The 12,243-nt window shown below is 60.9% G+C and carries 13 protein-coding genes; 7 read left to right on the top strand and 6 right to left on the bottom strand.

Annotation, left to right across the window (positions count from 1 at the left end):
• The first annotated feature begins 139 nt into the window (after nt 1–139).
• On the top strand, nt 140–1,771 hold the full coding sequence (locus tag ACZ0BA_RS16215) for a M28 family peptidase (RefSeq protein WP_463452246.1): 1,632 nt from the start codon (nt 140–142) through the stop codon (nt 1,769–1,771).
• A 124-nt stretch (nt 1,772–1,895) separates the two neighbouring features.
• On the top strand, nt 1,896–2,789 hold the full coding sequence (locus ACZ0BA_RS16210) for a family 43 glycosylhydrolase (RefSeq protein ID WP_463452245.1): 894 nt from the start codon (nt 1,896–1,898) through the stop codon (nt 2,787–2,789).
• A 5-nt stretch (nt 2,790–2,794) separates the two neighbouring features.
• Here ACZ0BA_RS16210 and ACZ0BA_RS16205 read toward each other — a convergent pair whose 3' ends face one another.
• Both ACZ0BA_RS16205 and ACZ0BA_RS16200 read right to left on the bottom strand, forming a co-directional pair.
• On the bottom strand, nt 2,795–3,973 hold the full coding sequence (locus tag ACZ0BA_RS16205; RefSeq protein ID WP_463454770.1) for an MFS transporter: 1,179 nt from the start codon (nt 3,971–3,973) through the stop codon (nt 2,795–2,797).
• A 174-nt stretch (nt 3,974–4,147) separates the two neighbouring features.
• Nucleotides 4,148–5,155: an LLM class flavin-dependent oxidoreductase gene (locus ACZ0BA_RS16200; RefSeq protein ID WP_463452244.1), complete on the bottom strand. Its 1,008-nt coding sequence runs from the start codon at nt 5,153–5,155 to the stop codon at nt 4,148–4,150.
• A gap of 289 nt (nt 5,156–5,444) precedes the next feature.
• Here ACZ0BA_RS16200 and ACZ0BA_RS16195 point away from each other — a divergent pair, with 289 nt between their 5' ends.
• Entirely contained in the window at nt 5,445–6,356 is a 912-nt protein-coding gene (locus tag ACZ0BA_RS16195) for a TraB/GumN family protein (RefSeq protein WP_463452243.1), read from the top strand.
• On the opposite strand, the gene ACZ0BA_RS16190 is transcribed toward ACZ0BA_RS16195, so the two are convergent.
• Nucleotides 6,353–6,682 carry a hypothetical protein gene (locus ACZ0BA_RS16190; protein WP_463452242.1) on the bottom strand — a complete coding sequence of 110 codons (330 nt, stop codon included), beginning with the start codon at nt 6,680–6,682 and terminating at the stop codon, nt 6,353–6,355. The two genes, ACZ0BA_RS16195 and ACZ0BA_RS16190, sit on opposite strands and share 4 nt — an antisense overlap.
• Before the next feature lie 16 nt (nt 6,683–6,698).
• Between ACZ0BA_RS16190 and ACZ0BA_RS16185 the strand changes: the two genes are divergently transcribed.
• On the top strand, nt 6,699–6,866 hold the full coding sequence (locus ACZ0BA_RS16185; protein ID WP_463452241.1) for a hypothetical protein: 168 nt from the start codon (nt 6,699–6,701) through the stop codon (nt 6,864–6,866).
• Nucleotides 6,867–7,342: 476 nt separating this feature from the next.
• On the opposite strand, the gene ACZ0BA_RS16180 is transcribed toward ACZ0BA_RS16185, so the two are convergent.
• Both ACZ0BA_RS16180 and ACZ0BA_RS16175 read right to left on the bottom strand, forming a co-directional pair.
• Nucleotides 7,343–7,735, bottom strand: coding sequence for a VanZ family protein (locus ACZ0BA_RS16180; protein WP_463452240.1), 393 nt, complete (start codon nt 7,733–7,735; stop codon nt 7,343–7,345).
• 321 nt (nt 7,736–8,056) lie between these two features.
• Nucleotides 8,057–8,818, bottom strand: a complete 762-nt coding sequence (locus ACZ0BA_RS16175) for an SDR family NAD(P)-dependent oxidoreductase (protein WP_463452239.1) — start codon at nt 8,816–8,818, stop codon at nt 8,057–8,059.
• A gap of 99 nt (nt 8,819–8,917) precedes the next feature.
• On the opposite strand from ACZ0BA_RS16175, the gene pyrF reads away from it, so the two are divergent.
• The gene (gene pyrF / locus ACZ0BA_RS16170) at nt 8,918–9,739 is read left to right on the top strand and encodes an orotidine-5'-phosphate decarboxylase (protein WP_463452238.1); all 822 of its coding nucleotides are present in this window, start codon (nt 8,918–8,920) and stop codon (nt 9,737–9,739) included.
• Nucleotides 9,740–9,791: 52 nt separating this feature from the next.
• Here pyrF and ACZ0BA_RS16165 read toward each other — a convergent pair whose 3' ends face one another.
• A complete protein-coding gene (locus ACZ0BA_RS16165; protein ID WP_463452237.1) occupies nt 9,792–10,397 on the bottom strand; it encodes a DUF5610 domain-containing protein in 606 nt (201 codons plus the stop codon).
• A 76-nt stretch (nt 10,398–10,473) separates the two neighbouring features.
• On the opposite strand from ACZ0BA_RS16165, the gene sbcB reads away from it, so the two are divergent.
• Both sbcB and ACZ0BA_RS16155 read left to right on the top strand, forming a co-directional pair.
• Nucleotides 10,474–11,916 (top strand): exodeoxyribonuclease I, encoded by a 1,443-nt coding sequence (gene sbcB / locus ACZ0BA_RS16160; RefSeq protein WP_463452236.1) that lies wholly within the window; start codon nt 10,474–10,476, stop codon nt 11,914–11,916.
• A 117-nt stretch (nt 11,917–12,033) separates the two neighbouring features.
• A complete protein-coding gene (locus tag ACZ0BA_RS16155) occupies nt 12,034–12,213 on the top strand; it encodes a hypothetical protein (protein WP_463452235.1) in 180 nt (59 codons plus the stop codon).
• The last annotated feature ends 30 nt before the right edge of the window (nt 12,214–12,243 follow it).

The following is a 12,243-nucleotide window of genomic DNA, read 5'->3' as shown; positions in this document are numbered from 1 at the left end:
CTGTCATTTTAACGCGGCGGCCTATGCTGCGCTGCGCAATGGATGGCGGCCGGCGGCCACGGCAAATGTCTTACAATGTGCGCGCGGCAATTTCAGGGATCGCCCTGGCCGCGCTCATCCTTCACGCCTTCAGGACATCATGCAAAAAATGACCCCATCCTTTGTTGCCTCCGCCTTGGCTATCAGCCTGGCGCTGGCTTTCCCCGCGCATGCGGCCAGCGGCAAAACCGCTGCCGAGGTGCAGGAAGCTCCACTGCGCGCCCATCTCGCTTTTCTGTCCAGCGATTTGCTGGAAGGCCGCGGCACCGGACAGCGCGGCGCCGACCTGACCGTCTCCTATCTGGAAACGCAGTCGCTGGCGCTGGGCCTGAAACCGGGCAATGGCGACAGCTATCGTCAGGCGGTGCAAATTGCCGGCGTCAAGACGCTGCCGGCCGAGAGCACGCTGAAGCTGGAAGCGGGCGGCCAGGCGCTGCCGATCAGCTTTGGCAAGGACTGGGTGTTCGCGCCGGGCGACGCGACCGCCGCGCACAGCTTCAATGCCGACCTCGTGTTCGTCGGCTATGGCATCACCGCGCAGGACGAGCAGTGGGACGATTTCAAAGGCGCCAACCTCAAGGGCAAGATCCTGGTCATGATGGTCAACGATCCGCAGCCGAGCGCCGAGCAGCCGAACCGGTTCAACGGCAAAGGCTTGACGTATTACGGCCGCTGGACTTACAAGTTCGAGGAAGCCAAGCGCCAGGGCGCCGCTGGCGTGTTGCTGATCCATACTACGCCCACCGCGTCGTATGGCTGGAGCGTGATCCAGAACAGCTGGTCTGGCGTGGAGCGCTTCCAGTTGGCGGCCGGCACGCTCGGCACCGAGCTGCAGGGCTGGATCACGGACGACACCGCCCGCACCTTGTTCAAGGCCGCCGGCCAGGATCTGGACGCGCTGCGCACCGCCGCCGAGCGCAAGGACTTCAAGCCGGTGCCGCTGGCCGCCAAGCTGAGTGGCGAAATGAAAGCGGCCGTGCGCAAGGTCGAGCAATTCAACGTTGCCGCCGTGGTGCCGGGCACCGATCCGAAGCTGAAGGATGAGGTGGTCATCTACAGCGCGCACTACGACCACCTGGGCAAGCAGGGCGATAGCGGGGATACCATCTTCAACGGCGCGGTCGACAACGCTTCCGGCACGGCCGGTTTGCTGGCGATGGCGCAGCAGGCAGTGCGTGCGCCGGCCAAGCGCAGCCAGATGTTCCTGTGGGTGGCCGCCGAAGAGCAGGGGTTGCTGGGCAGCGCGGCCTACGCCACGGCGCCGTTGTGGCCGCTGGCGAAAACCGCCGCCAACCTGAATCTGGATAGCCTGAATTTTGTCGGCGCGACGCGCGACATCGGCACCCAGGGCAGCGAGCGCACCGAGCTGGGCAAGATGGCGGAAGCCACCGCTAAAGCAATGGGCATGCATATCGCCAAGGCTGAGCCGGATCTGGCCGGCGGTTACTTCCGCAGCGACCACTTCAGTTTCGCCAAGCAGGGCGTGCCGGCGTTTTCGATCGACGGCGGCCGCGAGTACATCAAGGACCCGGCCGGTTCCAAGCTGAAGGCGGACGCGTACGGAAAACGCTATCACCAGGCCAGCGACGAATACGATGCAAGCTGGGATCTGTCGGGCATGGTGCAAATGGCGCAGTACACGCTGAACCTGGGCCGCGCGATCGCCGACAGCCCGAAACTGCCTGAATGGCAGGCCGGCGACGCCTTCGCCAAGCCGCGCAACGTCAAGTAAGCGCCGCTTGTTTCAACGCAAAGCAGCCTGCGGGCTGCTTTTTTTATGGCAAATGCCAATAAAGTTATATCTCGCTGGCCGTTATCAGTTTTACCATTGTCTCAATAAAAACATTGGAGACTTCGTGAAAACCATTTTGGCCACCATGCTGGTTGCGGCAAGCACGTGCGCGAGCGCGCAAACCGTGCTGACGAAAAATTTCGCAGCCGATCCATCGCCGCACTTTTTCGCCGGACAGTATGTCGTCTACGCAACCGACGACCAGAACAATTCCGGCAAGTACTGGGACTCGACCTCTTGGCGGGTGCTGACGTCGCCCGATCTGAAAACCTGGAAGGATCACGGTCCGAGCTTGCCAGCGAGTATATTCAAGTGGGCCAGCGCGGATGCCAAGGCGTGGGCGCCGGAAGCGGTGGAGCTCGGCGGTAAATACTATTTCTTCGCTCCGGTGGGCGGCAAGCAGATCGGCGTGGCCGTTAGCGACAGCCCGATGGGGCCTTTTGTCGATCTGATCGGCAAGCCCTTGGTCGAAACCCCGCGCGACGCCAATGCCGGCGACGAACCGATCGACCCGGCGGTGTTCATCGACAAGGACAAGCGTATCTACTTGTATTTTGGTACGCGGGTGCCGAAGGTGGTGGAGTTGTCGGCCGACTTGAAAAACACCGTGGGCGGCATCAAGAATGTGGTGGTGGACAAGTTTCCGGCTAAGACCGCGTATGGCGAAGCGCCGTTCCTGCATCAGCACAAGGGTCTGTATTATTTCTCGTTCTCGACCGGCTGGCCGGGTCAGATCGTCTACGCGACCGGCAAGTCGCCGCTGGGTCCGTTTGAATATCGCGGCGTGCTGATCGACTTCCTGAAAATATCGACCAATCATCAGGCGATCCTGGAACACGATGGCAAGACGCTGCTGTTCTACCATGACAACGTGCTGCCTGGCGGCGGCGATCATCGCCGCTCGATTCTAGTCCAGCAGATCGACTACAGCTCCGACGGCAAAATGCACCGCAAATAACTGCCTTACCGCGCAGCCCGTGCAGAGAGAGTGGACCTCACCCCGGGTTCGCTGGCGAAAATGCACAGCGCCATCAGCGGGAACAGCAATCCAGCCCACAACACGCCGCGCCAGCCGTGCGCGGCAAACATCCACGCGCCCAGCGACGAGCCGATCGCTCCGCCCATGAAGAACAGCGCAATGTAGAGGCCGTTCAGCCGCGCGCGGATGTCCGCCGGCAGCGCGAAGATCGCCCGCTGCCCCGTCACCAGACTGGCCGAGACGCCCATGTCCAGCAAGATCGACGTGAGCACGAGCACGCCCAGATCGACGAGACGGTTGGCCTGTATCGCCAGCGGCAGCAGGAACGCCACGGTGCCCAGCGAGAACGCGATGAAGGTGGTCGACAGGCTTTTGCCTTGATCGGCGCGCTTGCCCGCGATCGGCGAGGCGATCGCGCCGGCAACGCCGACCAGCGCGAAAATGGCGACACCGGTCTGGCTGAGGTGGAAGTAAGGTCCCGTCAGCTCGAGCGATACGCTGGTCCAGAACAGGCTGAAGGCGCCGAACATGCAAGCTTGATAGGCGCCGCGCCGGCACAGGATCGGCGTGGTCTTGAGCAAATGCCACATCGAACCCAACAGCTCAAAGTAGTGCAGCCCGGAATTTGGCTGGCGCTGCGGCAGCTTGGCACGCAGAAGGAAGGCGAGCGCGGTGGTGGTGACGGCGGAGATGACAAACACCGCGTGCCAGTTCAGGGCGTCTGCGATCAAGCTGGCGACCGGACGGGCAAGCATGATGCCCATCAACAGGCCGCTCATGACCTTGCCGACCGTCTGGCCGCGTGTCTCGGGCCGCGACATATGGGCGGCGAACGGGACGATAATCTGCGCGGCGACGGTGCCGAGGCCGATGCAGAAGGCGGCCAGCAGGAACAGGTTGGGATTGCTGGTGGCGGAGGCGGCCAGCAAGGCGACCGCACTGGTCAGTAGCGCGATGAAGATCAGGCGGCGGTTTTCGACCAGGTCGCCCAGCGGGGCGATAAACAGCAGTCCGATGCAGTAGCCGACTTGCGTGAGCGTGACGATCAGGCCGGCGGCGCTCGGGTCCAGCCCGGTGGCGCGGCTGATCGGGCCGATCAGGGTTTGCGCGTAGTACAGATTGGCGACGATCAGACCGGTCGCGACGGCGAATAGCCAGACCATGCCGGGGGAAAGATCTTGCTGGGCGTGGGAGTGGCTCACGTGATGCTCCTTCATTTTGCAGCCGGCAATTTTACCGGCGATCGCAAAATGCTGCTGAGCTAGGGATTTTTGGGCGGCCCGGCTATCCCTCGGATGCACGTCGGGCGGATTAGCCGGAGGCGTAATCCGCCATCCTTAGAGCCCCGCCTCCGCACGCTTGAGCGACTGGTGGACCTCAGCAGTGATTTCATACGAACGCAGCCGGTGCTCGTGCTCGAAGATCTGCGAGGTGATCATCAACTCGTCGGCGCCGGTGCGGGCGATAAATTCCTGCAATTGGCGGCCGACCGTTTCCGGCGCGCCGATCGCGCTGCACGACAGCACGGAGTCGAGCATCGCGCGTTCCGCCAGTCCCAGCGATTCCAGGTAGCCGGGTTGCGGCGGCTGCAGCCGCGACGGCTTACCGGTGCGCAGGTTGACGAAAGCTTGCTGCATCGAGGTGGCGCGCAGGCGTGCTTCCTCGTCCGTATCGGCGGCGAAAACGTTAAAGCCCAGCATCACGTAAGGCTTGGACAGTTGCGCCGAGGGCTGGAAGTTGGCACGGTACAAGGTCAACGCTTGCATCATCATTTGCGGCGCAAAATGCGAGGCGAAGGCAAAAGGCAGACCCAGGTGCGCGGCCAACTGCGCGCCGAAGGTGCTGGAGCCCAGTATCCACAGCGGCACCTTGGCGCCTTTGCCGGGCACGGCCAGCACGCGCTGGCGCGGCGCGTCGGACAGGTAATCTTGTAATTCCAGCACGTCCTGAGGAAAGGCGTCCGCGTCCGTTTCCAGGGTGCGGCGCAGCGCGCGGGCGGTGGTCTGGTCGGAGCCCGGAGCGCGGCCCAGTCCGAGGTCGATGCGGCCGGGGTACAGCGCCTCCAGGGTGCCGAACTGCTCGGCAATCACCAGCGGGGCGTGGTTCGGCAACATGATGCCGCCGGCGCCGACACGGATGGTCGATGTGCCGGCCGCCACATGTGCCATGACCACGGCGGTCGCGGCGCTGGCGATGCCGGGCATGCCGTGGTGTTCAGCCAGCCAGTAGCGTTGATAGCCCCAGCGCTCGCCGTGTTGGGCGAGGTCGAGGGTGTTGCGGAACGATGCGGAAGCGGTGCTGCCTTCGGCGATCGGCGCGAGGTCGAGTATGGAGAATGGAATCATGAACAACATATCGGGCCGACCGTACAGGTTTCAATGAAACCCTTGGCGCGGATGTGGGTTTACCCATGTTCAACCGGCAAACTGTTTATATTTGCACAGCCTTTTCATTATTTCCCTGCTATTTAAGTGTGTTTAATTTGCCGAAAGCCACGGCAAATGTTACAAAAAGTTTTTCTCCAGCGCCTTCCTGATTTACTATAGGCAACAGTAAAGCGCCACGCCGAGCAGCTCCCACTCCTACCAAATAAAGTTATTTCGATGGCATCTCCTGCTATCGTCGGGAATTCGCATGCCTAAGAAACTTGTCATCTTGTTTTCGTTATTGCTCAGTTTTGTCAGTCAGGGCGTGTTTGCCGCTGGCGTGAGCGAGCCGGGCTCGCAGCGCCGGGGCCAGTTGTACCGCATCACCCATGAAGGCAAAACCAGTTATTTGTTCGGCACTATTCACGTCGGCACGGATGGCTTTTATCCTCTGGATGAGGAGGCGTCGCGCGCGCTGCTCGATTCGAACACGTTGGTGCTTGAGCTGGACATTCGTCAGGATCTGCCGTTTCAGAAGGCGCTGGCCCGTCACGGCCGTTATCCGGACGGCGACGTTGTCCAGAACCATCTGACCCCGGCCACTTTGAATAACATGGTCACGGCGCTGGCCAAGGCCGGCATGTCGCTGCAATCGGTGCAGCATTACAAGCCATGGCTGATCGCCAATCTGTTGGTCGGTTCGGAATTGGATAACCACGGTTTCCAGCGCAGCCAGGCAGTGGAATACGCGTTGCTCGCAGCCGCGCAGAAGCAGGACAAGACGGTGCAGGAACTGGAAAGCGCCGAATATCAGCTGGGCCTGTTCGATATGCTGGACGCGCGCCAACAGGAGCAATATCTGATCGAAAGTCTGGCCGATCTGGCGAGCGGTTTGTCGCTGAAGAAATCGACGGCGTTGATCGACGCCTGGAACGCCGCCGACGCGCCGGGCATCACGGCTGCGTGGCAGACGGCAACGACCGGCGATTCCATCTCGGCAGGCTTCATGCAGCGGGTGCTACTGGGCAAACGGAATCCGGAAATGGCCGCCAACATCGAACGCATCATGCAGCAGGACAAGGTTGCCTTTGTTGGTGTTGGCCTGCTGCACCTCGTGGGTGACGATGGCCTGCCGCAGTTGCTCAAGCGGCGCGGCTATCAGGTCGAACAATTGTATTAGTAGGGTGTCAGGGTACCGTTGCTGAAGCGCACCCGATCACCTATTTTATACCCGGGGATGGAGTCGACCACGACCAGTTGGCTGCTGCCGTCGTCCATTCGCACGGTGACGCGGTACACGCGGTCGCTCGACGAGCCGCCCATGCTACCGCCCGCCGCCGCAGCGCCAGCGGCGCCTGCCGCGCCCACGCCGGCATCCTGACGCTGCATTTGGTCGATTGCCTGCACAATGCCGTACGAGCTTTGCGCGGAGCTTGCGCTGGTGTCGCCGGCGCTGGCGGTGCTGCCCATTGCGCCGGTGCTGGTGCCACTGCCACTGCTGCCCATGCTGCCGGTGCTTCCCGTGCTGCTACTTCCCAAACTCCCCGTCCCGGCGCTGCTGCCCATGCTGCCCGAGCCACCAGAGCTGCCGGCTCCAGCGGTGCTGCTGCCCGTTTCGCCGGTGCCCCTGCTGCTTGGACTGCTGGTGCCAGCCGTGCTTGACGCGGCAGTGCTGCCCGGCGCCGTATAACCGCTGCTTGCACTGGACGAACTGTCCGACATGCGGCCGGACGAACACCCAGCCAGCGCCGCCATACATAAAACCGTTACCAATTTATTTTGCTTGGTGATGTACATGTTTGCCTCCCCATGGTTAATCAAAGTGGCCAGCCACTTGGGTGAGAGAAGCGCAATGCTTTTTTGTTCCGAACTATCCAGCCACGATTGATGTACATCAATTGAAACATGCTACCTACAGACAATAATTGTTCGGTATCACTCAAAAGGACATCGATATGTTGACACGCGTGACAGACACTATTATCGAAGAATTAATCACTCTAGCCTGTGGGGAAAAGCAGGATCCCCGCAGCAGACATTTGTTTACACATGCGTTGCACGGACTGGTACGCGTGGCCCAAGCCGAGCAATTGCAGCAAATGCGTTTGGACGTGGAATTGGCGACCGGCGGCGGGATGACCTTCGCCGCCGACAAAGACCCGGATCTTAAGTTTGCGGCTGGACACGGAAACGCGTCCACAAGGCCCACATGAGCAGCGAAGTCAGGATGGCGGCGTTGCAGTCGACCAGCCAATCGGCAATGGCGCCATGGCGGTAGGGCAGGAAGCTTTGTACCAGCTCGTCCAGCGCGCCCATCGCCGCGATGGTCAGAACCGCCTTGCCAGCGCGTTGCGCCGGGCTGCCCGTGCCGCCGGTAAAGATCAGGAAGGCCAGGCCCGCGTAGGCCAGCGAGTGCAGGATGACGCCGGACGCGACCTCGCCGATATCCTTGCGGGCGCCAGGAATCGAGCCGAAAATCAGAATCAGCAGATACAGGAAGATGGCGGTTCGGTAGCGGAGTTTGGCGTGCGAGGACGACAGAATTAATTGCTTGATCATAAACCAAACGATACCACGCACTGCGAGAAATGGGGAGTGGTGCACCGGGTTCCGGTGCACCTTTCTTCAGTCATGCCTATCGGTTGCATGTACTTAAGATGTATCGAGTATAGGGCGGCAATATGACGCGGCTATGACAAAAAACAATACCGGCGAAAAAAGGCAAAAAAAAAGCCCGCTGGTTAAAGCGGGCTTAAAACTATTTTCTTGGAGGAGAATAGTGGAGACAGGTGTAATTATGGGCCCGCATCAGATATGTGTCTAATTGTTGTTTCAGATACCAGACATCAGATAAGCGCATAACTCGCAATTTAGCTTATTTTATTTCACCGGAACCGTGTAATTCAGCGCCAGCCGGCCGCCGTCGACGTACAGGGTTTGCCCCGTCATATAGCTGGCGTCGTCGCTGGCGAGGAAGGCCGCGATCGACGCGACTTCCTCCGGCTCGCCGCAGCGTCCCATCGGCGTGCGCGACAAAATGGTGTTGCGCGCTTCCGGGCTGGACATGACGGCTTTTTTGGCCAGTTCCGTCAGGATGGTGCCCGGGCCGATGCCGTTGACACGGATGCCGTGCGGGATCAGGTTCAACGACATCACCTTGGTCAGCTGGTTGATCGCGCCTTTGGACACCACATACGGCACCTGGTTCGGGATCGCCAGCTCCGCGTTGACGCTGGACATATTGATAATGCAGCCGCTTTGCTGCTTGACCATCTCGCGCGCGACCGCTTGGCCGCACAGGAACATCGATTTCAGGTTGATGCGCATCACGCGGTCGAAATCGTCCTCGGTAACGTCGAGGAAATCGGCGGCGTGGGTGACGCCGGCGTTGTTGACCAGGATGTCGATCCGGCCGAACGCGGCCATGGTGGCGGCGACCAGCGCGTCCACATCGGCCTTCTGGCTGACGTCGGCGGCAAAGAAGCGGGCCTGCTCGCCCAGCGCGGCGGCGGCTTGCTCGCCCTCCGGTTTGATATCGACCAGCATGACTTTCGCGCCTTCGGTGATCAGGCGTTGGGCGCACGCCAAGCCTATGCCTTGGGTGGCGCCGGTCACGATAGCGACTTTTTGGGATAATTTCATAGGACTGCTTTCTGAGCGTTCTGGGATGGAGGGCAAATTTTAACAGCCCTCCGGTGGCACGTTACAATAGAGGGTTTGCAACAGATTAAAAGGTACGTCGTGAATTTCATCAACAAATTGTCTGCCGCGTGGACGGCCAACGACTCCCTGCTGTGCGTGGGCCTGGACCCGGACCTGGCCAAGCTGCCGGTCCAGTTCCAGAACGACCCGCAAGGTATTTATCATTTCTGCCGCGAGATCATCGACGCGACCGCCGACCTGGCGTGCTCGTTCAAGCCGCAGATCGCTTACTTCGCCGCGCTGAGCGCGGAAGACCAGCTGGAAAAGATCTGCGCCTATGCGCGCGAGAATTATCCGCACATCCCGGTGATCCTGGACGCCAAACGTGGCGACATCGGCGCCACCGCGCGGCAGTACGCACGCGAGGCCTACGACCGCTACGGCGCCGACGCGGTCACCGTCAGCCCGTACATGGGTTCGGATTCGGTGGAACCTTATATGGAGTGGAGCGACCGCGGCATTATCGTGCTGTGCCGTACCTCCAACGCGGGTGGTTCGGATCTGCAATTCCTGAACGTGGACGGCAAGCCGCTGTATCAGCACGTGGCGCGCCTGGTGGCGGAAAAATGGAATGCCAACGGCCAGTGCGCGCTGGTGGTGGGGGCGACGTTCCCGGAAGAGCTGGCGCAGGTCAGGGCGATTGTCGGCGACATGCCGCTGCTGGTGCCGGGAATCGGCGCGCAGGGCGGCGATATCGCGGCGACCGTTAAATCGGGCAAGACAGCGGCTGGCGCTGGCATGATGATCAACTCTTCGCGCGCGATCCTGTACGCGGCACCGCAGGCGGGCGAGGATTTCGCCGCCGCCGCGCGCCGTGTGGCGCTCGAGACGCGCGACGCGATCAATCTGCATCGCGGTTGAGGTTGGCGCAGCTTGGGCGCCCGGCCGATGGCCACGGGCGCGCAGCGCGCAATCATGTGTTGGGCGATGATTCCTTGTCGATCTTGGGTAATGTTTCCGCCGGTTTGGCCAGACGCGCGGCGATGAAATCCTCAAACCCCTTCTGCACCAATTCGTAGGTTTTGTCGATATTGCCCGCGACCTCGCCGCCCAGCACTTTCAACCCTTCCAGCACATCGCGCGCCTCGCCGAAGCCTTGATCGACACCCTTTTTCAAGGTATCGACAAACTTGTTGAGCAATACCTCTTCATCGACTCCCGGGTTCTGCTGCTTGAACGCATCGTAAAATGCGGTCGACAGCGATACAATGCGGCTCGCGGTGCCTTCGGGGGTATTGTCCTGCGACACGGCGTTCTGGATGGCGTTATCGCCGAACTGGTCCTTGAGCGCTTCGTTGATGCCGGTGAGCGCGGTTTTCAGCACCACCGACATCGGGTCGTTGGAGGATTTCAACGATACCGTCAAAGAAGCTTGTACGATGGAAGCATTAAGTTGCGCCTTGGCCTTGGCGCCGACCGACATGGTGTTCTCGTCCTTGGCCTGGACATCCTTCGACTGGAGTGGCGCGGCCTTGTTGGCGGCCGTGCTGCCTGCTGTAACTGAGACGGGAGTAGCCATGATGTTGCTCCTGTTGGGGTACCCTTGGATTATCGGCAGTTTTTAGAATAACTGTAGCACCCCTGAATGCGCCTCTATGACCACACAGACTTTTCTCTGGCACGACTACGAAACCTTTGGCGCGCAGACGCGTCGCGATCGCCCGGCGCAATTCGCCGCGATCCGCACCGACGCCAACCTCAACGAGATTGGCGATCCGATCATGTTGTATTGCAAGCCGGCCAACGATTTCTTGCCTGATCCGCAATCTTGCCTGATCACGGGGATCACGCCGCAGCAGTGCCTCGAATGGGGCGTGCCGGAACATCAGTTCGCCGCCACCATCGAGCAGGCGTTTGCCAAGCCAGGCACGGTCGGCGTCGGCTACAACACGATCCGCTTCGACGATGAAATCACCCGTTTCATGTTCTGGCGCAACCTGATCGATCCGTATGCGCGCGAATGGCAGAACCAATGCGGCCGCTGGGACCTGCTGGACGTGGTGCGGATGACGTATGCGCTGCGTCCGGAAGGCATCGAATGGCCGAAGAAGGCCGACGGCAAGCCCAGCTTCCGGCTGGAAGACTTGGCGAAAGCCAACGGACTGCTGCACGAGGCCGCGCACGATGCGTTGTCGGACGTGCGCGCCACCATTGCGCTGGCGCGGCTGATCAAGCAGAAACAGCCGAAGCTGTTCGACTTTTGCTTCGCGCTGCACAAGAAAGACCGCGTGGCCGACGAGATCGGCATGCATCTGGCGCCGCAGCTGCGCGCGCCGTTCCTGCACGTGTCGGGTATGTTCCCGGCCGAGCGCGGCTGCATCTCGCTGGTATGGCCGCTGGCGACGCATCCAACCAACAAGAATGAAGTCATCGTCTGGGATTGCACCTACGATCCAAGCGAGTTGTTCACCTTGGACGCGGACACGATCCGCACGCGCATTTTCACCCGTGCCGACGCGCTGCCGGAAGGCATGACGCGGCTGCCCGTGAAGAGCATCCATCTGAACAAATCGCCGATGCTCGTGTCCAATCTGAAGACGCTGTCGCCGGCCATGGCCGCTCAGTGGGGCATCGACCTCGAGCAGGGCAAGGCGTTCGCCGCGCTGGCCGCCGCCGGGCGCAATATGGATATCGAGTGGGAGCAGGTGTTTTATCGTCCGCCGGGCGCGGAGCTCGATGTCGACGAGGATTTGTATAACGGCTTCATCGGCAAGGAGGATCGTCGTTTGCTCGAATCGTTGCGCAAGGAAACGCCGGCGAAACTGGCGGCGGCCTCGCCGTCGTTCGATGATCCGCGCCTGGTCGAATTACTGTTCCGCTATCGCGCACGTAATTTCCCGGAGACCTTGTCCGAGCCGGAGATGGAGCATTGGGAGCAGCATCGGGCGGCGCGGTTTTACGAGGGCGCCGGCGGTGCGCGCAGCATCGATCAGTTCTTCGGCGAGATCGATCATCTGCAGCAGGACGCGGATGAGCGTGCGGAACACATCCTGGCCGAGTTGTACGAGTACGTGGAGCTGATCGCTCCTGCGCAGTAACATTTACCTGCTCAGCACTGGAAGTCGCACGATTGAAAACCTTGGAAATTGTAAATCGTGGCCATGTTAGTCTTCACAAATGGTCACGTTTTTTTGTTTAAATTTCAGGAGGACAGTATGAGCCAGAACCAATCGACCACCACTGCCGGTACGCCGGCGGAGCACGAATCGGAAGCCGACAAAGCCAAGCGCGAATCGGGTGCTACCGAGCACAGCAGCCACGACCACATGTCACGCGAAAAAGCCGGCTCGCATAAAGGTGCCGGCGGTGGCGCGAAGCAGAAAGAAAACCACTGATCGTTTGCAACGGAGGGCGAGACGGTGCAG

The organism is Duganella sp. AC917, assembly GCF_979258245.1.
This window is presented reverse-complemented; position numbering and strand designations above follow the sequence as displayed.